The organism is Cryobacterium sp. TMT2-17-1, assembly GCF_004402765.1.
Lineage (GTDB): Bacteria > Actinomycetota > Actinomycetes > Actinomycetales > Microbacteriaceae > Cryobacterium > Cryobacterium sandaracinum.
Genome location: NZ_SOGC01000028.1, coordinates 83,938 through 107,471 on the forward strand (window position 1 = coordinate 83,938; position 23,534 = coordinate 107,471).

General features: G+C 67.9%; 28 protein-coding genes, 2 tRNA genes and 1 riboswitch. Of the genes, 17 read left to right on the forward strand and 13 right to left on the reverse strand.

Annotated features, from left to right (window positions below):
* Positions 1–200: 200 nt before the first annotated feature.
* Complete coding sequence (locus tag E3O47_RS07830; protein WP_174722142.1) at positions 201–386, forward strand: hypothetical protein; 186 nt, start codon at positions 201–203, stop codon at positions 384–386.
* Between the two features lie 29 nt (positions 387–415).
* On the opposite strand, the gene E3O47_RS07835 is transcribed toward E3O47_RS07830, so the two are convergent.
* Positions 416–979: a TIGR03086 family metal-binding protein gene (locus tag E3O47_RS07835; protein WP_104103241.1), complete on the reverse strand. Its 564-nt coding sequence runs from the start codon at positions 977–979 to the stop codon at positions 416–418.
* A gap of 197 nt (positions 980–1,176) precedes the next feature.
* On the opposite strand from E3O47_RS07835, the gene E3O47_RS07840 reads away from it, so the two are divergent.
* Together E3O47_RS07840 and E3O47_RS07845 are read left to right on the forward strand one after the other, a co-directional pair.
* Positions 1,177–2,397: a DNA polymerase IV gene (locus E3O47_RS07840; protein ID WP_134343104.1), complete on the forward strand. Its 1,221-nt coding sequence runs from the start codon at positions 1,177–1,179 to the stop codon at positions 2,395–2,397.
* A 54-nt stretch (positions 2,398–2,451) separates the two neighbouring features.
* Complete coding sequence (locus E3O47_RS07845; protein ID WP_134343105.1) at positions 2,452–2,784, forward strand: hypothetical protein; 333 nt, start codon at positions 2,452–2,454, stop codon at positions 2,782–2,784.
* Positions 2,785–3,222: 438 nt separating this feature from the next.
* Here the strand turns inward: E3O47_RS07845 and nhaA are convergent, their stop codons facing one another.
* A complete protein-coding gene (gene nhaA, locus E3O47_RS07850) occupies positions 3,223–4,596 on the reverse strand; it encodes a Na+/H+ antiporter NhaA (protein ID WP_104103249.1) in 1,374 nt (457 codons plus the stop codon).
* 360 nt (positions 4,597–4,956) lie between these two features.
* A riboswitch (TPP riboswitch) is annotated at positions 4,957–5,066 on the forward strand.
* A gap of 37 nt (positions 5,067–5,103) precedes the next feature.
* Here nhaA and E3O47_RS07855 point away from each other — a divergent pair.
* From E3O47_RS07855 to E3O47_RS07875, 5 genes are read left to right on the forward strand one after another with little or no spacing between them, the layout of a single operon-like run.
* Complete coding sequence (locus E3O47_RS07855) at positions 5,104–5,736, forward strand: ECF transporter S component (protein ID WP_104103251.1); 633 nt, start codon at positions 5,104–5,106, stop codon at positions 5,734–5,736.
* A gap of 10 nt (positions 5,737–5,746) precedes the next feature.
* The gene (locus E3O47_RS07860) at positions 5,747–7,270 is read left to right on the forward strand and encodes an ABC transporter ATP-binding protein (protein ID WP_134420119.1); all 1,524 of its coding nucleotides are present in this window, start codon (positions 5,747–5,749) and stop codon (positions 7,268–7,270) included.
* The gene (locus E3O47_RS07865; RefSeq protein ID WP_134343107.1) at positions 7,267–8,049 is read left to right on the forward strand and encodes an energy-coupling factor transporter transmembrane component T; all 783 of its coding nucleotides are present in this window, start codon (positions 7,267–7,269) and stop codon (positions 8,047–8,049) included. The genes E3O47_RS07860 and E3O47_RS07865 overlap by 4 nt, the downstream gene beginning before the upstream one ends.
* On the forward strand, positions 8,036–8,659 hold the full coding sequence (locus E3O47_RS07870; RefSeq protein WP_233191538.1) for an ATP-binding protein: 624 nt from the start codon (positions 8,036–8,038) through the stop codon (positions 8,657–8,659). The genes E3O47_RS07865 and E3O47_RS07870 overlap by 14 nt, the downstream gene beginning before the upstream one ends.
* Before the next feature lie 27 nt (positions 8,660–8,686).
* Positions 8,687–8,947: a hypothetical protein gene (locus E3O47_RS07875; RefSeq protein WP_104103259.1), complete on the forward strand. Its 261-nt coding sequence runs from the start codon at positions 8,687–8,689 to the stop codon at positions 8,945–8,947.
* A 44-nt stretch (positions 8,948–8,991) separates the two neighbouring features.
* Here the strand turns inward: E3O47_RS07875 and E3O47_RS07880 are convergent, their stop codons facing one another.
* The 5 genes from E3O47_RS07880 to orn form a co-directional block, all read right to left on the reverse strand.
* Positions 8,992–10,293 (reverse strand): hypothetical protein, encoded by a 1,302-nt coding sequence (locus tag E3O47_RS07880; protein ID WP_104103261.1) that lies wholly within the window; start codon positions 10,291–10,293, stop codon positions 8,992–8,994.
* A 23-nt stretch (positions 10,294–10,316) separates the two neighbouring features.
* A complete protein-coding gene (locus tag E3O47_RS07885) occupies positions 10,317–10,667 on the reverse strand; it encodes a metallopeptidase family protein (RefSeq protein WP_134420121.1) in 351 nt (116 codons plus the stop codon).
* Positions 10,668–10,709: 42 nt separating this feature from the next.
* Positions 10,710–11,594 carry an ABC transporter substrate-binding protein gene (locus E3O47_RS07890; protein ID WP_158250309.1) on the reverse strand — a complete coding sequence of 295 codons (885 nt, stop codon included), beginning with the start codon at positions 11,592–11,594 and terminating at the stop codon, positions 10,710–10,712.
* A 160-nt stretch (positions 11,595–11,754) separates the two neighbouring features.
* Positions 11,755–11,830, reverse strand: a tRNA-His gene (locus tag E3O47_RS07895).
* A gap of 42 nt (positions 11,831–11,872) precedes the next feature.
* Complete coding sequence (gene orn, locus E3O47_RS07900) at positions 11,873–12,493, reverse strand: oligoribonuclease (protein WP_104103271.1); 621 nt, start codon at positions 12,491–12,493, stop codon at positions 11,873–11,875.
* Positions 12,494–12,584: 91 nt separating this feature from the next.
* Between orn and E3O47_RS07905 the strand changes: the two genes are divergently transcribed.
* The 3 genes from E3O47_RS07905 (at position 12,585) to nadE (ending at position 13,836) form a co-directional block, all read left to right on the forward strand.
* A complete protein-coding gene (locus E3O47_RS07905; protein ID WP_104103273.1) occupies positions 12,585–12,845 on the forward strand; it encodes a thioredoxin family protein in 261 nt (86 codons plus the stop codon).
* Between the two features lie 41 nt (positions 12,846–12,886).
* Positions 12,887–12,959, forward strand: a tRNA-Arg gene (locus tag E3O47_RS07910).
* Positions 12,960–13,014: 55 nt separating this feature from the next.
* Positions 13,015–13,836: an ammonia-dependent NAD(+) synthetase gene (gene nadE, locus E3O47_RS07915; RefSeq protein ID WP_104103276.1), complete on the forward strand. Its 822-nt coding sequence runs from the start codon at positions 13,015–13,017 to the stop codon at positions 13,834–13,836.
* 64 nt (positions 13,837–13,900) lie between these two features.
* Here the strand turns inward: nadE and E3O47_RS07920 are convergent, their stop codons facing one another.
* The 4 genes from E3O47_RS07920 to E3O47_RS07935 form a co-directional block, all read right to left on the reverse strand.
* Complete coding sequence (locus tag E3O47_RS07920; protein WP_104103279.1) at positions 13,901–14,599, reverse strand: hypothetical protein; 699 nt, start codon at positions 14,597–14,599, stop codon at positions 13,901–13,903.
* A 73-nt stretch (positions 14,600–14,672) separates the two neighbouring features.
* Positions 14,673–14,912 carry a DNA mismatch repair protein gene (locus E3O47_RS07925; protein WP_104103281.1) on the reverse strand — a complete coding sequence of 80 codons (240 nt, stop codon included), beginning with the start codon at positions 14,910–14,912 and terminating at the stop codon, positions 14,673–14,675.
* A 76-nt stretch (positions 14,913–14,988) separates the two neighbouring features.
* Entirely contained in the window at positions 14,989–15,945 is a 957-nt protein-coding gene (locus tag E3O47_RS07930) for a DMT family transporter (RefSeq protein ID WP_134420123.1), read from the reverse strand.
* Positions 15,946–15,950: 5 nt separating this feature from the next.
* Positions 15,951–16,958 carry an aldo/keto reductase gene (locus E3O47_RS07935; protein ID WP_134343112.1) on the reverse strand — a complete coding sequence of 336 codons (1,008 nt, stop codon included), beginning with the start codon at positions 16,956–16,958 and terminating at the stop codon, positions 15,951–15,953.
* Between the two features lie 17 nt (positions 16,959–16,975).
* On the opposite strand from E3O47_RS07935, the gene msrA reads away from it, so the two are divergent.
* From msrA to E3O47_RS07960, 5 genes are all read left to right on the forward strand, one after another.
* Positions 16,976–17,497 carry a peptide-methionine (S)-S-oxide reductase MsrA gene (msrA, locus tag E3O47_RS07940; protein ID WP_134343113.1) on the forward strand — a complete coding sequence of 174 codons (522 nt, stop codon included), beginning with the start codon at positions 16,976–16,978 and terminating at the stop codon, positions 17,495–17,497.
* Between the two features lie 432 nt (positions 17,498–17,929).
* Entirely contained in the window at positions 17,930–18,412 is a 483-nt protein-coding gene (locus E3O47_RS07945; RefSeq protein WP_134416598.1) for a single-stranded DNA-binding protein, read from the forward strand.
* A gap of 123 nt (positions 18,413–18,535) precedes the next feature.
* Positions 18,536–19,069, forward strand: coding sequence for a hypothetical protein (locus E3O47_RS07950; protein ID WP_241986123.1), 534 nt, complete (start codon positions 18,536–18,538; stop codon positions 19,067–19,069).
* A 5-nt stretch (positions 19,070–19,074) separates the two neighbouring features.
* Positions 19,075–20,757 carry an energy-dependent translational throttle protein EttA gene (gene ettA / locus E3O47_RS07955; protein ID WP_104103296.1) on the forward strand — a complete coding sequence of 561 codons (1,683 nt, stop codon included), beginning with the start codon at positions 19,075–19,077 and terminating at the stop codon, positions 20,755–20,757.
* An 8-nt stretch (positions 20,758–20,765) separates the two neighbouring features.
* On the forward strand, positions 20,766–21,260 hold the full coding sequence (locus tag E3O47_RS07960; protein WP_134420125.1) for a thioesterase family protein: 495 nt from the start codon (positions 20,766–20,768) through the stop codon (positions 21,258–21,260).
* A 22-nt stretch (positions 21,261–21,282) separates the two neighbouring features.
* Here the strand turns inward: E3O47_RS07960 and E3O47_RS07965 are convergent, their stop codons facing one another.
* On the reverse strand, positions 21,283–21,702 hold the full coding sequence (locus tag E3O47_RS07965) for a Rieske (2Fe-2S) protein (protein WP_134420127.1): 420 nt from the start codon (positions 21,700–21,702) through the stop codon (positions 21,283–21,285).
* Between the two features lie 63 nt (positions 21,703–21,765).
* A complete protein-coding gene (locus tag E3O47_RS07970; protein WP_233191540.1) occupies positions 21,766–22,641 on the reverse strand; it encodes an acyl-CoA thioesterase II in 876 nt (291 codons plus the stop codon).
* A 78-nt stretch (positions 22,642–22,719) separates the two neighbouring features.
* On the opposite strand from E3O47_RS07970, the gene E3O47_RS07975 reads away from it, so the two are divergent.
* On the forward strand, positions 22,720–23,397 hold the full coding sequence (locus E3O47_RS07975; RefSeq protein ID WP_104103304.1) for a hypothetical protein: 678 nt from the start codon (positions 22,720–22,722) through the stop codon (positions 23,395–23,397).
* Positions 23,398–23,534 lie beyond the last annotated feature (137 nt).

The window sequence follows — 23,534 nt, forward strand, 5'->3', positions numbered from 1 at the left end:
GCGGCTTCGCCTGACGCTGATGCTGTCCACCCCTCTGCTCTGGCTCGGCCTGATCTACATCGTTGCCCTCGTTGCCCTCGTTGCCCTCGCCACCCCGCTGATCACCTCTCTGTGGACGGTCGACAGCTTCACGGGCACCACCACACGGTCCTGGACGCTCGATAACATCATCACCGTGCTCCGGTTCGCTCTACCAGACGGTGACGACCTTCACCGCGGGGGCGGGCATCAAGACCCTGCCGATCTGGATTCTGGACAACCTGTTTCGCCCCAGCCAGGTACCGATCGTCAACGTCATCGCCGTGGTGCTGGTGCTGGTGCTGGTGTCGATCGTTTCGATCTACATCGCCCAACGCATTACCGGCTCGGAAAAGGAGAGCCGCTAGCCCCACGCCTGGCAGGTGCAGCCCGCGGGCTACGGCCGGCGCGGATCCCGGCCGGTCAGGGCGAGCAGCCGCGTCTGCAGGGGCGCGTTCTCGTCGGATGGTATCGGGGAGGCGAAGAGGCCGCTGGCCTCGAGGGTGTCCCGCTGGGGCTCGAACACCGTCCAGACCGCCTCGATCAGGGCCGGGTCGAGGGACTCGTCGGCGGCCGTTGCCCGCGCCAGGTCCCAGGAATGGATCGTGACGTCGGAGACCTGCTCGCGCAGGTAGTCGGATGCCGCTACCGTGTCATACGACAGGGTCACCGGTGCGTCGGCCGGGGTCGTTGCCCAGGCTGCGGCCGCCAGCGCCGAGTAGATGGCCCATTCCTTCGCGAGGTCCGGGCCCAGCGGGGTGAGTGAGCGCCGGGCGTCGAGCACCGAGAGGCCGCGCAGCAGCGCGGGGACCCACTGCTGTTCCAGCACCACGTGGCGCACCAACTCGGTCACGGTCCACTCGGTGTCCGGTGTGGCGGCGGCCCAGTCGGTGATCATGTCGACGCGGGCCCCGAACTCTTCGGCGGCCTGTTTCTGCAGCGCAAGCCAGTCATGCGTCATGGGACTCCCTCGGTAGAACGGGTGGAACGGATGCCCCTGCAACGCTACAACCGGCATCAGTCACCGTGCATTCCGTCACCGTGCATTCCGCCCCGGCGCTGTTTACGTTCTCCCGTCGCGGAATCGGTCGCGGCCTGTCGCCGGTCCGGGTTAGGGTCTCTCCATGAGCAGGCAGGACGCATGAGCAGGCAGGACGCATGAGCAGGCAGGACGGCAGCGATCGCACGGTCTCGACAGGCGCGGTCGACGACAGCACCGCGACCCTGCTCCACATCGACCTGGACGCGTTCTTCGCGTCAGTCGAACTTCTCGATCACCCCGAACTGGTGCACCGCCCGGTGATCGTGGGGCACCGGTCCGGGCGCTCGGTGGTCACGGCGGCGAACTACGTGGCCCGGCGCTACGGCGTCAATTCGGCCATGCCCATGGCGCTCGCCCTGCGGCGCTGCCCGGAGGCGGTGGTGCTCGAACCGCACATGGGGCGGTACAAGGAATACTCCGACCGGGTGATGCGCATCTTCGAAGAGTTCACGCCGCTGGTCGAGCAGCTGGGCATCGACGAGGCCTTCCTCGACGTGGCGGGTGCCCGGCGCCTGCATGGCACCCCGGCCGAGATCGGCGCGAAGATCCGGGCCCGGGTCAAGGCCGAAACCGGGCTCACCTGCTCGGTCGGCGCGGCGAGCACGAAGTTCGTCGCCAAGATGGCGTCGGGCCGGGCGAAACCCGACGGCCTGCTCGTGATCCCCGCCGACGAGACCCTCGCATTCCTGCATCCGTTGCCCGTCGGCACCCTGTGGGGGGTCGGCGCCACGACCGAGCAGGCGCTTCTCGGGCAGGGCCTGCGTCAGATCGGTGACCTCGCCCGCACCCCGCTCGCGGTGTTGCAGAAGTGCGTGGGCGACGCGTCGGGCCGCAAGCTGCACGAGCTTGCCTGGGGGAGGGACCCTCGGGTGGTCACGGTGGAGCACGAGGAGAAAAGTGTCGGCCACGAGGTCACCTTCGAATACGACGTGACGGATGTCGCCCGGCTCCGTAGCGAACTGCTGCGGCAGTCCGTTGCGGTGGCTGCCCGGCTGCGCCGCGCAGGCCTCGTCGGCCGCTGCGTGGTGCTCAAGGTGCGCTACACCGACTTCAGCACCGTCACCCGCTCCCGCACCCTGTCGGAACCGACCAGCGTCGGACGCCGGATCTACGAGGAGGTGGCTGCCAGCTTCGAGGCTTTGGCGGCCTCCGGCATCCGGGTGCGCCTCATCGGCGTGCGCGTTGAGCAGCTCAGCGGTGGCGACGGCACTGGCACCGGTCTCTGGGACCCCGACGATGACTGGCGGGGAGCCGAACGGGCCGTGGACTCGGTCACCGCAAGGTTCGGGCGCGGCACGGTGCGCCCGGCGTCGCTGCTGGATCCGGACACACCCTGATCAGGCCCACTCTGATCAGGCAACCGCAAACCAGACAGGGGGTAGCCTGAATCCATGACTAGCCTTCCAGAGAAGCTCGCAGATATCTCTCGTACCGCCGGCGTCAGGTCGGCCTACGGTGATCCGGTCCAGGTGGACGGCGTCACCCTGATTCCCGTTGCTCTCGTCTACTACGGCTTCGGCGGTGGCGAGGGTGACTCCGCCGCCACCGGCAGCGGGTCCGGCGGCGGGGGCGGCGGGGCATCCCTGCCGATCGGCGCCTACGTCAAATCGGGCACGACGGTGCGCTTCGAGCCCAACGTCATCTCGTTGCTCGCGGTCGGCATCCCGTTCCTCTGGGTGGCCGGCAAGGCGATCTCCCGCGTCGTCCGCGCCCTCAAACGCTAGCAGCGAAGGCTCCCAGCCGCCCGGTCGCCCAGCCACTCCGACTGAGGATGTCGGGCTGCTGACTGCGCTCCGGCGCTATCAGTGCCCGCCGGCCAGCTCGATGAATGAGTCTCCATGGCCGAGGTTGAGGGGGGTTCGCGGATCGCGGGCTCCGTTGCGCTTGTTCCCGATTCCGACGCGCGTTTTCCCGCGGACAGCGACGCGGTGGATGAACGTAGGCTCTAACCGCCGCGTCTTTCGAGTCCGCGGACCTGCGGCACATCCGTCCCGAACGAATTCGACGGAGATTGTGCCCTGAACAGCGCGTTTGGGCTCAAAAACGGGTGTTGATCGATGAATCTCCGTCGAATTGGTTCGGTGCCGGGCACGGCGTTCCGCCCGTGACGACCAGCAGACACTCCGGCTGAGGGAGTTGGGCCTGGGTGCGCTCCGGCCCTGTCAGTGCCCGCCGAACCGCTCGTCGCGAGCCGGATCGGCCCCGAACACGTCTGGGACGCCGTCGTTGTCGGCGTCGAGCGCCTCTTTGGCGGCGATGCGCCCGTAGTGCCGGTTGCGGCTCCGCAGCACCACGGTCGCGAGTAGTGCCGCCAGCAGCGAACCGGTCAGGATAGCCACCTTGGCGTGTTCGTCGTGCGGACTACCCTGCCCGAAAGCCAGCTCGCTGATCAGCAGCGACACCGTGAAGCCGACACCGGCGAGCATGGCGACGCCGATCACATCCACCCAGGCCAGGTCCGGGTCAAGGGCGCCCCGGGTGGTCTTGGTGACCAGCCAGGTGGCGAGCATGATGCCAACCGGCTTGCCCACCACCAGGGCTACGACGATTCCGATCGCGACCGGGTCGGTGAGGGCCGTTGTCAGGCCTGACACGCCGCCGATCGTGACCCCGGCGGAGAAGAACGCGAACACCGGCACGGCGAAACCGGCCGAGAGCGGGCGGATGCGGTGCTCGAGGTTCTGCGCCAGGCCCGGGCCGGCGTCGGGTCCGCCGCCACGTCGGCTGCGCAGCACGGGCACGGCGAAGCCGAGCAGCACTCCGGCCACCGTGGCGTGGATGCCGGAGCCGTGCACGAGAACCCAGGTGGCGAGGCCGAGCGGCAGCAGAACGGCGCCCGCGGCCCACCTGGTGGTGCCGAACAGATAGGAGTGCGTATGCGCCAGAAAGGCGAAGAGGCTCAGCGGCACGATGGCGAGCAGCAGCAGAACAGGCTGGAGGTCGCCGGAATAGAAGAAGGCGATGATGGCGATGGCGAGCAGGTCGTCGACCACGGCCAGGGTCAGCAGGAAGATGCGCAGAGCGCTGGGCAGTTTGGAGCCGATCACGGCGAGCACGGCCACGGCGAAGGCGATGTCGGTGGCGGTGGGGATGGCCCAGCCTCGTAACATTTCCGGCCCCGAGCTGAACACGATCGCGGTGAAGATCACAGCCGGAACGATGACGCCGCCGACGGCCGCGGCGACCGGGACGACCGCGCGGCTGAAGGTGCGCAGATCGCCGGCGACGAACTCACGCTTGAGTTCGAGCCCGGCAATGAAGAAGAAGATCGCCAGGAGTCCGTCGGCGGCCCACGCGCCGAGGCTCAGATTGAGGTGCCACGGCTCGTAGCCGATCTGAAAGTCCCGCACCGCATAGTAGAAATCGGAGGCCCCGGTGTTGGCCAGGGTCAGCGCGAGAACCGTCGCCACCAGCAGGAGAGCGCCGCCCACGGTCTCTTTGCGCAGGATCGTCGAGACGTGCAGGTACTCGGGATAGCTGCTACGGCGAAAGACGTTAAGTTTCGGGGTGGGAGGAAGAGGTGATGGTTTCGGCATGGACGAGCCTCAGTCAATCAGGATTTTGTGGCACACGGACATTGCTGTCGACCAGACTTCCCGACACACCACGTCGAGCGTACCGCGTTCGGGCGGTCAACGCCGCCCGCGCCAGCTACACCGCCAGCGTCCCAGCCGCTGGCGGGAGCCCGGCCCTTCCCGCCAGCTGCGGGGGATGTGCCAGGGTCCGCGCACGGGTAGCCCGCGTCGCATCCGTCGTCGCCGCAAAATGAAGTGGCGCAGCAACAGAAGCAACAGCCCGGCGAGGATCAGGGGAACGGTGAACGTCATTCGCGCCCGACAGTGATGCGGGGGCGAGGCGAGGACTCCATCCCGCGAGTCTAGGCCGAGGTCTATACTTGAATCGAACACGGGAGTCCGGTCAACCGGGCTGAGAGGAAGCTTCTGAAGCTTCGACCGTCGAACCTGATCTGGATCATGCCAGCGCAGGGAGGCAAATTTTCTCGTTCCCGTGCCCTGGAACCATCTACGGAAAGGGCACGACCAGTGCACGCTACAACAACTCTTCTCACCTCCACCACGTCCCGCCAGCCGCGTAACTTCCGGTGGCGGGTCGTCGACATCGTCATCGCCAGTGTCATCGGCGTGGCCAGCGGGCTCATCTTCGTCGTCTGGAACCAGGCGTACAACCCGCTCAGCGGCCTGCTCACCCCGCTGCTGCCGGGCCTGCAGGCTCTCCTGGGCGGCGGATGGCTGTTCGCCGGCGTGCTCGGCGGCCTCATCATCCGCAAACCCGGCGCCGCGCTCTACACCGAGCTGCTGGCGGCGGTCGTGTCGACTCTGGTCGGCGGCACCGCCTGGGGAGCCACCATCCTGGTCTCCGGCCTGGTGCAGGGTCTCGGCGCGGAGCTGGTCTTCGCGCTGTTCTTCTACGCCAACTACCGCCTCGTCGTGGCCCTGCTCGCCGGCGCGGGTGCCGGCCTTGCCCTCGCCGTCAACGACCTGTTGCTCTGGTACCCCGGATCGGCCGTTCCCTTCATCACCATCTACACCGCCTCCTCGATCGTCTCCGGCATTGTCGTGGCCGGACTGCTGTCCTGGCTGGCCATGCGTGGCCTCGCCCGCACCGGGGCACTGTCGCGGTTCGCCGCCGGGCGATCGAACCGCACCCAGGTCTAGGGGGACGGCGATGACACCGGCAGCAGCGGCATCCGTCTCGGGAGCGTCCGTCGTGGCCCGCGGCTGGGGATGGCGGCATGCCGGGCGGCGGGGCTGGGCCGTCAACGGCCTCGACCTGAGAATCGAGCCGGGCGAGCGCGTGCTGCTGCTCGGCGCCTCCGGGGCCGGCAAATCCACTCTGCTGCACGCCCTCGCCGGGGTTCTCGGCGGCGACGAGGAGGGCGAGCAGCGCGGTCAGCTGCTTGTAAACGGCGCCGAGCCGACCGCAGCGCGCGGCCAGGCCGGGCTGCTGCTGCAGGACCCTGACTCCCAGGTGATCCTGGCGCGGGTGGGCGACGACGTCGCCTTCGGCTGCGAGAACCTGGGGGTGCCCCGCGAAGAGATCTGGCGCCGGGTGAGCGACGCCCTGGACATGGTCGGCCTGAACCTGCCGCTCAGCCATCCGACGTCGTCGCTGTCGGGTGGACAGAAGCAGCGCCTCGCCCTCGCTGGGGTGCTGGCGATGCGGCCGGGGCTGCTGCTGCTCGACGAACCCACAGCGAATCTCGACCCTGGAGGCGTGCTGGATGTGCGCGATTCCGTTGCCCGCGTGCTCGAGAACTCCGCGGCGACGTTCATCGTGATCGAACATCGGGTCGCCGTCTGGCAGAACCTTGTGAACCGGGTGATCGTGCTCGACGCGGCCGGGGGAGTGCTGGCCGACGGCCATCCCGACGACGTGCTGACCAGGCAGGGGGAACGGCTCGCGGCCGCGGGTGTCTGGGTGCCCGGGCGGGGCAACGGCCTGACTGCATCGCGGCGCGAGACCAGCTCGGCGTCGGCGCCCGGCTCGGTCCCTCTGCTCCGCACGCCCGGCCTCGCGGTCGCGCGCACGCGCGCCGACGTGCTCGCCCGGGACATCGACCTCACGGTGCACGCCGGCACCGCTCTGGCAGTCACCGGACCGAACGGCGCCGGCAAATCGACCCTGATGCTCACCCTCGCCGGCCTGCTGAAACCGGCCGGGGGAGCGGTTCTCGCGAGCCCGGAGTTCGCCGGCGGGGCCGACGAGGAACCGATCCGCTGGAAGTCCCGCCAGCTGCTCACCCGCATCGGCACCGTGTTCCAGAGCCCGGAGCACCAGTTCGTGGCCGCCACCGTGCGGGCCGAACTCGCCGTAGGGCCGCGCGCCCTCAAACGGCCGGAGGCGAACATCAATGCCCGGGTCGACGAGGTGCTGCAGCGCCTGCGCCTGGACCACCTGGCCGAGGCGAACCCGTTCACCCTCTCCGGCGGAGAGAAACGTCGGCTGTCGGTGGGCACCGTGCTGGCCACCCAGCCACGACTGCTCATGCTCGACGAGCCCACCTTCGGCCAGGACCTGCGCACCTGGCGGGAGATCGTGGCCCTGCTCGACGAACTCCTGCGGGAGGGCACCGCGGTGGTCGCCGTCTCGCACGACACCGACTTCGTGGTCGCCCTGGCTGACCGGGAGTACCATCTGGCCGGGCGGGCCGGCCGCAGCGTCACGCCGCGGGCGGCGGTGTCCCGGTGAGCGTGCTGACGCCTGCCCGGGGAACCCAGGCCATCTTCCGGATCAACCCGGTCGCGAAGCTGGCCGCCGCGCTGCTGCTGGCGGGCGTGCTCATCCTCACCATCGACTGGGTCTCCGCAGTCGTCGCCCTCGCCTGCGAGTTCGTGCTCTTCTTCTGGGCCGGGCTGTCCCTGAAGGCCTTCGCGGTGCGCACCCTGCCGGTCTGGATCGCCGCACCCACCGCCGGCGTCACCACCCTGCTCTACGGGCAGGCGGCCGGGGCGGTCTATTGGTCTTTCGGGCTGGTGAACGTGACCGAGGGATCACTCGAGCTGGCCATCGCCACGACCCTGCGCATCCTCGCCATCGGACTGCCGTCGGTCGTGCTCTTCGTGACCGTCGACCCCACCGACCTGGCCGACGGCCTCGGCCAAGTCGTGAAACTGCCGGCCCGCTTCGTGCTTGGCGGTCTGGCCGGGCTGCGCCTGGTCGGCCTGTTCCTCGAGGACTGGCGCGCCCTCGAACTGGCTCGGCGGGCCCGCGGCATCGCGGACCGCGGCGTCCTGCGCCGGCTGCTCAGCCAGGCCTTCGCCCTGCTGGTGCTGTCGATCCGGCGCGGCAGCAAACTCGCGACGGCGATGGAGGCCCGCGGGTTCGGCGCCTCGGTGCGGCGCACCTGGGCCCGCCCCTCCAGCTTCCGGGGGCGCGAGGTGGCCCTGGTCGGCATCGGTCTGGCCGTGGCCCTGCTCTCGGTGAGCGTCTCCGTGGCGACGGGAAGCTGGAACTTTGTCCTCACCTGATCTGCCCACGGCCGCCCTCGAACCGGCCGCCCCCGATCCGGTCGGTGACCGACGGATGCTGCTGGCCCCCGTGCTCCGCGACCTTGCCGCCGCCGGGGTGGCGCCCGTCGTTCTCATCGACGGGCCGAGCGGCGCCGGCAAGAGCACCCTCGCCGACGCGCTCGTCGTCGCCTGGCCGGGACCGCTCCGGCCCACCCTGGTGCGGCTGGACGACATCTACCCCGGCTGGCAGGGGCTGGACGCCGCCGTCACGCACCTGCGCGAACAGGTGCTCGCCCCGAGAAGACTGGGCCGGCCCGCCGCCTGGCGGCGCTATGACTGGGAGCGGCGCGAGTCGGCAGAATGGCACCCGGTCGACCCGGCCCGCCCGCTGATCGTGGAGGGCTGCGGAACCCTGGCGGCCGCCCACGCGCCACTCAGCGACATCCGGGTCTGGCTGGCCGCCGACGACCGCATCCGCAAGCAGCGGGCCCTCGCCCGGGACGGCGAACTGTTCCGGTCGCACTGGGACCAGTGGGAAGCGGGCTGGGACGCTTACCGAGAGCGGGAGGCGCCCGAGCGGCAGGCGACGATCCGGCTGGCCGGGACCCCGGACATCCGTCGCCCGTAAGTCGGTGCCCGGGACTAGGTTGGAGGTATGGCTGATCAAGGTGCTGAAAATGTCGTTTACACCGCGGAATTCATTGACGGTCCCCTCGCGGGCCAGGTCGACACCCGGGTGCTGATCCAGGGCAAACATGACGCCCGGGTCAGCATGATGGCCGCCGTCGAGGGGGTCGAAACGCTGTTCTGGTACGACGAGGAGGACGTGCGCGATGTGCAGGGCCGCGTGCACGTGCGCTACCGGTTCGACGCGGGCGAGAGCGACCCGTTCCTGCCGACCGGCGAGCGCGAGTAGCCGCAGACCAGTAGCCGGCGGGCGGTCGCGGCAGCCTTTCGCCGCTAGCGGTCCGCGGCGATCAGCGCCGAGATCATCGGCACGGGGTGCAGGAGCCGCCAACCGAGGCCCGGCGCGCTGATCGTGCGGTCGAGCACCAGCGTCGACGTCACCTCGGTGCCCCCGGTCTCCACCGTGACCCGGCCGACGGTCTTGCCCGCCCGGCCGGTCGACACCGTCTCCAGGATCACCTCCGCGTCGCCCGGCGCCTGGGCCAGCCAGCCGTACGTCGTCGTGGCCGTGCGCACGGTTCCGGAGGCCTCGGCCCCCCACGGTGTGCTGAACTCCACGTAGGCGTCACCCTGGGCGAGGGTTGGCAGCTCGCGTACCCCGGCGCGGGCGCTCTCCATCAGGACGGTGACGTCACTGGTCAGGGTGTCGTAATCGGGTTCGCCGAGCAGGGCACCGGCAAAGGTGTAGGTCGAGTCCGGGCCCTGCACCTGACCGGTGAAGAGAAAACAGACGCCCGCCCCGTCCGTGTAGCTGCGGGTGATGCCGGTGACGCCCTCCTCGGCCAGGAACGCCGTGGTGTTGTCCACGCCGCGCTGGCCCACCAGGGCGGAGGCCGGCTGGGAGAGGATGGCACCGATCACCGGGTCGGCGGCGGCCAGGCCGGCCAGCCGGGCAAGGTCGGTGGCCGTTCCGACGCTTTCGTCGTTGAGCCCGGTGGCGTCGGCGACACGAGTGCCGTCGAGGCCCTGCTTGCCCAGCCAGGCGTTGGCGGCGGCGCTGTAGGCGTCGAGGGAGCCGAAGGCCCAACGCGCCAGCGTGTCGGCGTGATTGTTGCTGGAGCCGAGGATCATCGCCTGGAGCAGCTCGGTCTCGGTCCACAGTTCGCCCGGGAAGACCACGACGGTGCGGGCACCGGAATTGCCGTAGTCGATGTAGTCCTGGTAATCCGCGGCCGTGATCGGGATCTGAGGCCCCGTCTCACCAAGGGTCAGCGGTTTCGCGTCGAGCACGACCAGGGCGGTCACGATCTTCGTCGCCGCGGCCATCGGCAGCGGTTCGGCCGTGCCGGCCACGGCGAGAGGCAGGGTGGTGGCGAGAGCGTCGGCGTCCAGCGCCGTCGTCTCCGGGAAGGCCGGATCGGGTGTGACCGTGGCCAGGCCGATGACGGCGCTGCCGCCGGTGGCCGGCAGCGCGGGCGGGAACGGAACCGACTCGCCGGCCGCCGGCGTGACCAGCGTGGCGGTGGCCTCAGGCAACGGCCCCAGTAGGGTGGCCGGCCCGTAGACGCCGACGGACAGGATGACGAGGGCGCCGACCGTGGCGCCGATGACGCGGGCAGGCCGGGATCTACTCATGACGCAAGGCTAACGGTGGTTGGTCATCCCCAGCCGAGGTCGTGCAGCCTGTCGTCGTCGATGCCGTAGAAATGGGCGATCTCATGCACCAGAGTGATGTGCACCTGGTCGCGCAACTCCTCGAGATCCGCGCAGAGGTCCAGCAGCGGCTCCCGGTAGAGCACGATCCGGTCCGGCATCTCACCGAAGCCGTACTGCCCGCGCTCCGTCAGGGCAACCCCGTCATAGAGCCCGAGGGTGTCCATCGTGCCGTCTTCGGATCGGTCCTCGACCACGAAGATCACGTTGTCCAGGCCGTCGACCATGTCGTCGGGCAGGAGGTCGAGCTCGTCGACGACGAGACGCTCGAACTCCTCGTGAGTCAGCTGCGGCATCCGTTCAGCATCTCACATTCGTTCAGCCTCTCAGGGAGCCGGTCAGCCGTTGATCGTGATGGTGCTCAGGCCGCCGTCGGTGACGCCCCAGGTCTTGAGGATCTCGCCGTAGGAGCCGTCGTCGACCATGGACTGCAGGGCAGCCTGCACGGCCGCTGCCATCCCGGAGTCCTTCGCCACGGCCATGCCGTACGGTGCCTCGTCGAAGGAGGTGCCGGCCTTCTGCAGCTTGCCCGCGGTCTGCTGGATCGCGTAGAGGGTGACCGGGGAGTCTGCGCTGAAGGCGTCGGCCTGGCCGAGCACAGTGGCGTTCGTGGCCAGGTCCTGGGTGTCGAACTTGAGCTTGTCGATCGGGGGCTTTCCGGCGGCGACGCAGGCGGCGCTCTTGGCCGGGATTTCGTCGGTGTCCTCGTAGGTGGTGGACTGCACGGCGATCTTCAGGCCGCAGGCGTCGTCGGGGTCGACGGTGGTGCCGGTGGCGGAGGCCCACTGGATGCCGGCCGTGTAGTAGTTGACAAAGTCGACCTGCTCCTGGCGCTTCAGGTTGACGGTGAAGGACGAGTTTCCCAGGTCCATCTCGCCGCCGATGATGCTCGGGATGATGGTGTCGAAATTCGCGACCTTGTAGTCGGCGGTCAGACCCAACTTCGCGGCAACCGCGGCGCCGAGTTCGACTCCCCAGCCGATCGGGTTGCCGGAATCGTCCTTGAACTCGTTGGGGGAGTAATTCGGGCTCGTTCCGATCACGAGCGTGTCGGAGGCGCGGACCTTCTCCGGGAGCAGCGCCGAGGCGGCGGCATCTTCGGTCACGGTCTTGGCGGGCGCGGTGGCGTCGGCTCCGGGAACCGGCACAGTGTTGTCGACGCAGCCGGTGAGCAGGAGGGCGGCCACCGCAGCGACGGCGGGGAGGGCGAAACGAGCACGCATGGAGAGATCCCTTTCAGCTGTCCCGGACGCCGTTGGACCGCGGGGAGGCCGAGGCGAGGACACCATTTCGGTGCGGCGTTTCGATGCCGGAAATGCGAACGCGCGGCCGAATCCGAGGGCCCGGTCGCGCGTTCGATGGACTGTTTCTGCGTGTTTCAATTGGGGTGAGTAACGGGGCTTGAACCCGCGGCCTTCCGGACCACAACCGGATGCTCTACCAGCTGAGCTATACCCACCATGCGCTGCTTTCTCACAGAGAAGGCAACTTGACAAGTGTATTACATGTTCGCAGCGAAAATGTTCACGGCTTCGGCCGCGCTGTTCTTCGCCTGTTGGCTGGACGGCCCGGGGTCGGCCACGAACACGGTTTGGCGGTAGTACGCCAGTTCGCGGATGGATTCGAGGATGTCAGCCAGGGCGCGGTGTCCGCCGTCTTTCGCGGGGGCGTTAAAGTAAACCCGCGGGTACCAGCGGCGTGCGAGTTCCTTGATCGAGGACACGTCGACGTTGCGGTAGTGCAGCTGGGCGTCGAGGCGAGGCATGAATTTCATCAGGAAGGCCCGGTCGGTGCCGATGGAATTTCCCGCCAGCGGAGCCCTCTGCTCGGCCGGGATGAACTGCAGTACGTATTCCAGCACCAGGGTCTCGGCCTCGGCGGCGCTGATTCCGTTCGGGATCTCGTTGATCAGCCCGCTGGTCTCGTGCATGTTGCGCACGAAGTCGTTCATGTTCTCCAGCGACGCCTGATTCGGCTTGATGATGAGGTCGAGTCCCGGGTCGATGATGTTCAGGTCGTAATCGGTGATCACTACAGCGATCTCCACCAACTCGTCGGAATCAATGTCCAAACCGGTCATCTCGCAGTCAATCCACACCAACCGGTCACTACTTTTTTTCATGTGCCGAGTCTAACGGCGGACGCCGACCGGCCCTGTTGCGCTGATCCCGGCAGCGGTGCGACTGAGACGTTCGCTCCGTAGACTACCTCGCATGGAATTGACGTACTTCTCCTCCGCCTTCTGTGAGCCCTGCATGCAGACCCGGGCAGTCCTGGCCGAGGTCGAACGCCTCGTGCCCCAGGCGACCGTGCGTGAGCTCGACGTGGTGCGGGACGTCGCGGAAGCCGAGGCCGACGGCATCCGGATCACCCCCACGGTGATCATCCGGGACGCGGCCGGGATCGAGGTCTTCCGGGCCACGGGTGTGCCGACACTCGCCCAGGTGCTCGTGGCGGCCGCGAAGGCCGTTTGAGCGCCGGCGGGCCGGGTCTGCGGTATTGTTGATCGTTCTTCGCCCCCGTAGCTCAGTGGATAGAGCAGCGGCCTTCTAATCCGCTTGTCGTAGGTTCGATTCCTACCGGGGGCACCGCACAACACCCGTGAATCCTGTTGCTCTACCCTCGGTTTGGTAGATTCGGGAAATGCGAGAACTACAGGCGCGAATCATCGCGGAGCTGAACGTGTCCCCCCATATCGATGCATCCTCCGAGGTTCGCCGCAGAGTGCAGTTCCTCGCGGACTACCTGGTCCGAACGGGGGCACAGGGCCTCGTGCTCGGCATCAGCGGGGGTCAGGATTCCAGCCTGGCCGGCCGTCTGTGTCAGCTGGCCGTGGAGCAGCTCGCCGAGGCGGGACATTCGGCCATCTTCCAGGCCGTGCGCCTGCCGTACCGGGTGCAGCGGGACGAGGAGGACGCGCAGCTCGCCCTGGAATTCATTCGTCCTGCGTCGACCGTCACCTTCGACATCAAGCGGGCCGTCGACGGTATCGAAGCGGAATTCGCCGATGCGACGGGCCGCCCGCTGCCGGACTTCGACAAGGGAAACGTCAAGGCCCGGGTGCGCATGGTCGCCCAGTATGCCCTCGCCGGCTCGGCCGGCCTGCTGGTCGTGGGCACCGACCACGCCGCCGAGGCGGTCACGGGATTCTTCACCAAGTACGGCGACGGCGGCACGGACATCCTGCCGCTGACCGGACTGACCAAGCGTCAGGGGCGAGCGCTTCTGGTCGAGCTGGGGGCGCCGGACCGGTTATACCTCAAGGCGCCGACTGCCGACCTTCTCGACGACAACCCCGGCCAGACCGACGAGGCCAACCTGGGGTTGCGGTACGAGCAGATCGACGACTTCCTGGAAGGGCTGCCCGTCGACGATCTCGTCGCCGAGACGATCGAGAACCGCTACCTCGGCACCGAGCACAAGCGCCAGGTCCCGGCATCGATGTTCGACGAGTGGTGGCGCTGACTCGTGAGAGCTGTGAGCCGCCGCCGCCGCCTCGCTCGGGAGCGCGGCGGCGGCTCACGGACGTCTAGCTCTGGAGCGGGGTGGGGCGCACTTCCAGTGCCTGCACGTCGTCGAGGAGGCGCTGGGTCTCCGTCGACGCCGAGGCCGTTCCAGACGCATATTGTAGCGGGGCAGGCACGGGCGCGGCCGGCGCGGCGGTGAACTGGTCGTGGTGCTGCTGGGCGGTCCAGGCATCCTGCTCGGCGAGGAGGTTCTTCTCGGTGCTGTTCTTGGAGACCTTCCACCGGTCGAGGTCGCTCTGGAAGATCTTGCGGGTGCGGCCCGGCTTGTCCTGCCATTCGACCAGGCGGTCGCGGAACTCGAGCAGCGCGGGCTCGAGCTGGTACCCGAACGTGGCCGAGGTGCGCTTGAGCTCAGCGAGTTGATGCGCGGCCCAGTTCGCGGCGACGCCCGAACCCTTGATCGGCAGGAGGCGCAGCTGCACGTCGGCCTGGCCCACCGCGCGGTCCGCCATGACCTGCTCCTGCGGCGTGAGCGAGTTCCAGACGGATGCCTCGGTCGCGGCATCCACGAGGGTGCCGATCACGGCCGCCTTGAGAGCCCGGTCGTTCTGCGCCAAGAGGCGTTTGATCGCCCCGCGGGAGATCACCGCCGCCAGAAGGCTGGCGACGACGATCGAGACGATGAGCACCACGGCGCTGAAAACCATGGACTGATTGCTGGCTGCCGTGAGCCAGGATACGAAACTATTCCACCACTGCATGAGCGCACTTTACCGGCGTCTCGTCCCGATCTCCGGGAGCGGCGCGGCGTGCCCTGCGGGGAGGTGCGCGCAGTCAGCGGAAGCAGTCGGCCGCGTCGTCAATGCGCCAGAACGAACCGACGTTCATTGTGCGGGTGGCGGCGAGCAGGCGCCGCGCAGCGAAGTGGTCGCCGTCGACCTCGGTGCGCCGCTCGATGTGCCCGAGCACCATGCCGGACCGGTTCGAGACCCGCCAGAGGCCGTCTTTCACGGGAACAAACTGCAGACCGCGGATGACCGGCAGTCGGGGAAGTGGGGACGCTGGTGTGGACATGGAATTCTCCGAGATCGACCGTACGCGGGTGAGGGTCCCCTCAGGCTACGGAGAGCCACCGACAGTGGTTTCGGCGCTACCGCAGAGGTCCGTTCAGCAAAACCATGTCCTGGCTGGCCAGGTCGAGGTCCACAACCCGGTTCGGACGTGCGGTCTGGGCGACGACGATGCCCGCGAGCACAAGGACCACCCCCGCCGTCTGCAGCCCGTCGAGGGACTCGCCGAGCCAGAGGAACGCGAACGCGAAGGCGAAGATCACCTCCGAGGCAGACACGATGCCGGCCGCCGTGGCAGTCAGTCGGCCGAGCGCCATGTACGAGAACAGATACGGGGCGAAGGAGCCGAACACGCCGTTCCACAGCGTCAGCAGCCACAGCGGGAGAGACACCGCCCCGAGGTTGCCGTTCAACGCGACATCCTGAACCAGGGTCTGCGGCTCGACCTGCCACCAGGCGCTGAACACGAGCCAGAACGCGCTGGCGAAAAGCATGGACCAGAACGACACGGCCAGTGGCGAGGTCGCGGCGACCTGCCGCTCCCCGACCAGGAAATACACTGCCAGGCAGATTGCGGCGAGGATTCCCGCCAGCACACCCAGTTCAGAGAGGGTGCTGGCCCAGATCTGGGCGACGACGGCCATGCCGATCAGAACGCAGCCGATGGCCAGCCAGATGCGGGATTTGACCCGCTCCTTGAAGACGAACCGGGCGACCAGGGCGACGATCAGCACCCCGGTGTACTCGAGCATGAGCGCGATGCCCACCGGCAGCAGACTGATCGCCACTGCGTAGAACCACTGGATCAGGGCGACCCCGGCCACCCCCAGGATGGCCATTACCGCGAGCTGGCGCAGGCTGATGCGGAACGCCCGCCGGTTGGTCACGAGCAACAGACCGCCGGCCAGGAGGGCGACGACCGTGACCCGGAAGAAGGTCAGCTGAGCCGGGGACAGGCCCGCATCCACGATCACCTTGGTGGTGCTGCCGTTGAGGCCGAAAAGCAGCGACGCGAGGAGAGCGTAGAGATAGCCCACTTCGCTCAGCCCAGACCGGTGCCGTGCACGGCGTACGGTTCGATCTCGTCGATTTCGATCTGGGTGAGAGGCGGGGCATCCAGGGCCGCCACGGTCTGCTCGAGCTGGTTCAGGCTGCTCGCGCCGACCAGCACGCTGGTCACCGACGGCTGGCGCAGGATCCAGGTGACCGCCAGCTGGGCCAGCGTCTGGCCGCGCGCGGCGGCAATCTCGTTAAGGGCGCGGGCACGGCCCTGGTAGGTGTCGGTGAGAACGTCCTCCGACAGGAAATCGCTCGTCGCGACCCGCGAGCCTGCCGGAACGGTGCCGTCCAGGTAACGGTCGGTGAGAAGTCCCTGTGCGAGCGGCGAGAAGACGATGCTGCCCATGCCGAGCTCGTCGAGCACGGGGAAGAGCCCGTCTTCGATGTGGCGATCGAACATCGAGTAACGCGGCTGGTGGATCAGGAGGGGGATCTTGTGCTCGGCCAGCGCCGCCGCCGCGGCCCGCGTCTGCTCGGGGGTGTAGCTGGAGATGCCGACATAGAGGGCCTTTCCCTGCTGCACCGCCGACGCCAGCGCGCCCATGGTCTCCTCGATGGGAGTCTCCGGGTCCGGCCGGTGGGAGTAGAAGATGTCGACGTAGTCGACGCCGAGCCGGCCCAGGCTCGCGTCGAGGGAGGAGAGCAGGTACTTGCGAGAACCGAAATCGCCGTAGGGGCCCGGCCACATGTCGTAGCCGGCCTTGCTGGAAATGATCATCTCGTCGCGGTAGGCCCGGAAATCTTCGGCGCAGATGCGGCCGAAGTTGGTCTCGGCGGCTCCGGGAGGAGGACCATAGTTGTTGGCCAGGTCGAAGTGGGTGACCCCCAGGTCGAAGGCACGGCGCAGGATGGCGCGTTGGGTCTCGATCGGGCGCTCGTGGCCGAAGTTGTGCCAGAGGCCGAGAGACAGCGCCGGCAGTTTGAGGCCGCTCCGTCCGACGCGTCGGTAGGTCATGTCGGCATAGCGGTTCGGAGCTGGCACGAAGGTCATGCCGTTACTCTAAGGGTGTGCAAACTTTTGTGGTCGCAGGTGGATGTTTCTGGTGTCTCGATGCCGTGTATCGGGTGTTGCGTGGCGTGAGCGAGGTGGTTTCCGGGTATACCGGGGGAGGGGCTCAACGGCCAACGTATGAGTCGGTGTGCACGGGCCGTACCGGCCACGCCGAGGCCATCGCCGTGACGTTCGACCCGGAGGTCATCCCGGCCAGCGTCATCCTCGACGTGTTCTTCTCGCTGCACGACCCGACCCAGCTGAACCGCCAGGGCGCCGACGTGGGCACCCAGTACCGGTCGGCGATGTTCTATGCCGACGACGCGCAGAAGCGGCTCTTCGAAACCGCTCGCACTCGCGCCGCCGAATGGTGGGGCGGCGGCGTCGTCACCACGATCGATCCGCTCGGCGAATACTTCGTGGCCGAGGACCACCACCAGGACTTCTTCGCCAAAAACCCTGGTCAGGGCTACTGCATGGCCGTCGCGCTGCCCAAGGTGAACAAGATCCGCAAGTCCTACGCCGAATACCTCCTCTAGCAGCGCGAGTTCGTGTACTCGTAGGCGGCGAGTATCGCCGAGCGCGGCGAAATGAACGGGTTTTCTAGCTGCCGTGCCAGCGCCGCCGAGACCGCCGTGCGGAAACCCGGAGCCAAACGAATTCGACGGAGATTTTGCCCAAAGCGGCACTAGAAACTGGGAAAGAGCGCTTTCACAGAAGAATCTCCGTCGAATTGGTTCGACACCGACCGCGGCGCGCACCCGGACCCTCTCCGTCAGAAGCGAGCCCAGCCCTCCCCAGCTGCGGGGGGCGGTCATTCGGCACAGGTTCCGGATGCCGCGGCCGCGCGTCGTCCTGCCGCCGCACACTCGGAGTACGCGATCTGGGGCGGCGGAGACGGGCACGAGCCGTCGCTCCAGGTCGCGTGTTCCGGGCATTCGTCCGGGGCTCACAGGATGAGGGAGACCGTAATGAGCGACAGCATCACCGTGACCGGAATCGTGGCCACCACGCCCCGTCACCTTGTGACCAGTGCGGGGCTGGCCATCACGTCGTTTCGGCTGGCATCAAGCCAGCGTCGCTTCGACCGTGTGAAACAGACCTGGGTTGACGCCGAGACCAACTGGTACACGGTGTCCTCCTTCCGGCAGCTCGCCCACAACGTGGAGCGCTCGGTGCAGAAGGGTGAGCACGTAGTCGTGGCGGGGCGGTTGCGCATCCGGCCGTGGGAAAATGCCGACCGCAACGGTACCTCGGTCGAGGTCGAGGCAGAGACCGTCGGGCACGACCTGGCCTGGTGCAGCACCGTCTACACGCGCTCGCCGCCGCCCGGCGCAGCGTCGGCGCCACATCCGACCGAGCCCACGGACGGCTTCCTACCTGCCGATACTGACGACGCACCCCCGATGCGCGACGAGGCAGAGTCCGCGGCGCTAGTCGGGGTCGATTCCTGATGGCGGCAACTCGGCACAGTGTCCGGCACAGTCACCGGGACAGTCACCGGAATAGACTCTCGGGGACACGGGGCATCTGGCAGACTCAGAGGTCTGACCGCACCGCGGTCGCGGAAGGACCACGTGCCGGCACCATCAGATCGGGAAACCCGGAGACGTCGAACCGGCATCCGTTCCCCACGCACCGGTAGCGCGTTGCTGCTCGGGCTGGCCGTCACGGTCAGCCTCGCGGCCTGCTCGGCGGCACCGGCCGCGACTCCCTCGAGCACGGCCACGGCGTCGGCGTCGGCTCGTCCGACCGCGAACGCGGCGCCGATACCCGCGCCGCAGCTACAGCCGGAGAAGGATGCCGCGGCGAACCTGGCCTACTTCGACAGCGTCGCCACGGCAGTCGTCACCGCTGACGAGAATGCCGGCGGGCGGGCATTCGTGGACGCGCTGGGGGCCTCCGGCTTCGACCGGGCCCAAATGGAGGTTACCTTCGACGAGACCAACATCGACCTCCCAGCGGACTCTATCCAGTTCTCCGTTCGGTTCAACGGCGAATGCCTGATCGGGCAGAACGGACCGGCCACGGGCGGGTACCACAGCGCGGTCACGGCGATCCTCGCATCCGGAACGTGTCTGGTCGGGGCCACGCGGCAAATAGACTGGTAAGCACTATGGCTGAATTTATCTACACGATGGTCCGCGCTCGCAAGGCGGTCGGCGACAAACTGATCCTCGACGACGTCACCATGTCGTTCTTCCCCGGCGCCAAAATCGGTATCGTGGGGCCGAACGGCGCCGGAAAATCCACGATCCTGAAGATCATGGCCGGGCTGGACACCCCCAGCAACGGCGAGGCGAAGCTCTCGCCCGGCTACTCGGTCGGCATCCTGATGCAGGAGCCCGAACTCGACGAGACCAAGACGGTCCTCGAGAATGTGCAGGAGGGCGTCGGCCCGATCAAGGCCAAGGTCGACCGGTTCAACGAGATCAGCCTCGCGCTCGGCGAACCCGACGCGGACTTCGACGCACTGCTGGCCGAAATGGGCACGCTGCAGGAGGCCATCGACGCCGCCGACGCCTGGGACCTCGATTCCCAGCTGGAGCAGGCCATGGACGCCCTCCGCACCCCGCCGGGCGATTACTCCGTCGCCGACCTCTCCGGCGGTGAGAAGCGCCGCGTGGCGCTGACCAAGCTGCTGCTGCAGAAGCCCGACCTGCTCCTCCTTGACGAGCCCACCAACCACCTCGACGCCGAAAGCGTGCTCTGGCTCGAGCAGCACCTGGCCCAGTACCCCGGCGCCGTTCTCGCCGTCACCCACGACCGGTACTTCCTCGACCACGTGGCCGAGTGGATCGCCGAAGTCGACCGCGGCCACCTGTACCCCTACGAGGGCAACTACTCGACCTACCTCGAGAAGAAGCAGGAACGGTTGCTCATCGCGGGCAAGAAGGACGCGAAGATGGCCAAGCGCCTCGCGGACGAGCTCGAATGGGTGCGCTCGAATGCGAAGGGCCGCCAGGCAAAGTCGAAGGCGCGTCTCGCCCGCTACGAAGAGATGGCGGCAGCGGCCGAGAGCACCCGCAAGCTTGACTTCGAAGAGATCCAGATTCCCGTCGGCCCGCGCCTCGGTGCCCAGGTCATCGACGCCAAGAAGGTCAAGAAGGGCTTCGGCGACCGGGTCCTCATCGAGGATCTCTCCTTCACCCTCCCGCGCAACGGCATCGTCGGCATCATCGGCCCCAACGGCGTGGGCAAGACCACGCTGTTCAAGACGATTGTCGGACTCGAGCCACTGGACCTGGGTGAACTGAAGATCGGCGAGACGGTCGACATCTCCTACGTCGACCAGAGCCGCGCGGGCATCGACCCGAACAAGTCGCTTTGGGAGGTCGTCTCCGACGGCCAAGACTATATCCAGGTCGGCAAGACCGAGATCCCGTCGCGGGCCTACGTGTCCACATTCGGCTTCAAGGGTCCCGACCAGCAGAAGAAGGCCGGCGTGCTCTCCGGTGGTGAGCGCAACCGCCTCAACCTGGCGCTCACCCTCAAGCAGGGCGGCAACCTGCTGCTGCTCGACGAGCCCACCAACGACCTGGACGTCGAAACCCTCGGCTCGCTCGAGAACGCGCTCCTTGAATTCCCCGGCTGCGCCGTGGTCATCACCCACGACCGGTGGTTCCTTGACCGAATCGCCACGCACATCCTCTCCTATGAGGGCACCGACGAAGACCCGGCGAACTGGTACTGGTTCGAGGGCAACTTCGAGTCGTACGAGCAGAACAAGATCGAACGCCTTGGCCCGGATGCCGCGAAACCGCACCGGTCCGCGTACCGCAAGCTGACCCGCGACTAGGACCCGCGGTGAAGCTGCGCGTGCCGGTGAAGTTGCGCTGGTCGGATCTGGACGCCTACGGCCACGTCAACAACGCCGAGTTGTTGCGTGTGCTCGAGGATGCGCGCATCCAGGCGTTCTGGCCGGATGAAGACGGCGACGGCCCCGGGGCGTTCGCCGGCACCGCCGTGCTGGACGGGCGCCCGGGCGCGGCGACGCTGGCCCTGATCGCGCGGATGGAGGCCGAGTATCTGGCTCCGATTCCGTATCTGAGGCAGCCTCTGGACATCCGTCTCTGGCTCGGCAAGCTCGGCGGCGCCAGCCTCGAGGTCTGCTACGAGGTCTGGACTCCGATCGGCCTGGAGCCAGCGGTTCTCTTCGCGCAGGCGAGCACCACAATCGTGTTGGTGGACGCCGCGACCGAGCGGCCGCGCAAGATCAACGAGGTCGAGCGCGCCGCTTGGGCTCCATACGTAGACGAACCCATCCGATTCACCCGGCGCGCGTCCCTGCCGGCTGAGTAGGCCGGCCCGGACGCAGTCCGCCTCAGCCGGCGGTGACGGCGTCGCCGGTGACGGTGACCTTCACCGACGCCAGCGGTTCGGTCGCCGGTCCGGCGAGGGCCTCGCCGGTGGCACGGTCGAACTTCGAGCCGTGGCAGGGGCAGTCGAACTCGTCCTTTACCGCTTTGACCACGCAGCCCTGGTGGGTGCAGATCGCGCTGAACGCCACCACGGTGCCGGCCTTGGGCTGGCTGATCAGGATGGGCTTGCCATCGAGGGAGGCCTCGATCGAACCGCCCACGGGGATGTCGGCGAGCTTGGCTAACTCCACCGGGCCAATGTTGCCGGTGCCGGTGCCGGAGTCTGCGGCGCCGTCGGTGCTGCAGCCGACCAGCGCGACGGCGGTGCCAGCGGTGCCGAGCAGGAGCGCGGTGCGGCGGGAGATGTCGGTGGCGTTCGTCATGGTTCTCCTCGATCGGGCGGGCGTTCAGAGATGCTCAGAGACGCTCAGAGCATGTGAGAGAGGCTACTCTGCGTTCGTGGGCACGCGCAGCATGCCCTCCTGCGCGACCGTGGCGAGAAGCAGGCCCGCCCGGCTGTAGATGCTGCCGGTGGAGAGCCCGCGTCCACCCTGGGCGGTCGGGGAATCCTGTACGTAGAGCATCCACTCGTCGACCCGGCCGAAGCGGTGGAACCACATGGCGTGGTCCAGGCTCGCAACCTTGAGCCCGGGTGTGGCCCAGGCCACGCCGTGGCGACGCATGACAGGCTCCATGATCGAGTAGTCGCTGGCGTATGCCAGCGCGGCGCGGTGCAGGTCAGGGTCGTCGGGCAACGGGCCCATGGTCTTCATCCACACGGCCTGGCGAGAGGTGTGCTCGCCGTCCACCTTGAGGTAGATCGGCGACGGCAGGTGCCGCATGTCGAACGGACGCTCGTTCGCCCAGTAGCGGGCGATGGAGTGGTCGACCTGGGCCAAAGCATCCGCCGCCGTCGGCAAGGACTCCGGGTCGGGCATATCGGTTGGCATCTCGATCTGGTGCTCGAGGCCTTCATCACCGTCCTGGAACGAGGCGATCATCGACAGGATCGGATGCCCGTCCTGATAGGCCTGCGTGCGGCGGGTGGAGAAGGAGCGGCCGTCGTGGATGCGATCGACGGAGAAGGTGATCGGCTGGCCCACGTCGCCGGGGCGCAGGAAATAGCCGTGCATCGAGTGCACATGGCGGTCGTCGGGAACCGTGCGCATCGCGGCGACCAGTGACTGGGCGAGCACCTGCCCGCCGAAAACGCGGCCGAGCGGCATCCACTGCGACGGCCCGGTGAAGATGTCCTCGCTGGTGCGGGCGCCCGTGTCGGTGAGGTCCAGGGCGGTTAGAAGGCCCTCCATCGGCAAGTCCATGTGGCCTCCTCAGGCGCGTGGCGGAGCAGACGCGCGCACCGGTGTGACGCGCGCCGTACCTTGGTAGTTTAGGAGCAGATGAGTAAGTCATTTTCTCTCCCAGAGTCCCTGTCCCTTCGCGACCTCCAGGTCTACCTCTCCCGCGCTAGCCGGGTGGAGGACGGTTCCGTGCGCCTCATTCAGGCCGCGGGGGTGCTCGCTGTCTACACCGCGATCCTCTACCCGCGCGGTCTCCTCGACTCCAGCCCGACCGTGCTGGGCCTGCGCACCTTCGCGCTCACCGCACCGGTCGAGCTCGACGCGGTCGTTCCCGTGCGCTCCCTGCTGGACCGCCTCGCCCGCCTCACCGCGGCCGTGCTGGAGGACGAGGCGACAGTGACCGTAACCGTGCCGCTGGAAGTGACCACCGTGACCTGGGCCGGTATCTCGCCGCCCCAAGGCGGCTGGACCCTGCTCGGTGAAACGGATGCCGCCCTGCTCGACGGTGCGGCGCAGGCCGGCATTGAGGAAGTCGCCGCCGTCATCCCGGCGGGAACCGGCGGGCAGATCGTGCAGCGGGTGCGCTCCGAAGTCTGGAGCCGCCCGATCCCCGGCCTGGAAATCGTGCCGGCCGGCGCCGCCTTCGCGGCCGTCAGCCTCGGTTTCCTGCCGAAAAACGAGCCCGTGCGCCTGTTCGAGACGGGCCTGTGGACCCGGCTGAGCACGAGCCGCGGCCACATCCTCGTGCGTCGCAAGCCCTGGTCGCTGAGCCGCTGACTATTCACTGGGTGTTCGCACCGTGCCCCGAACGAATTCGACGGAGATTTTGGCTCTCCTGCTTCATCTGTGGGTGTTTCGGAGCGCCTTAACGGCCGCACGCCGCTTCCTGTCTAGGTTTCTGACTGTCTAGGAAC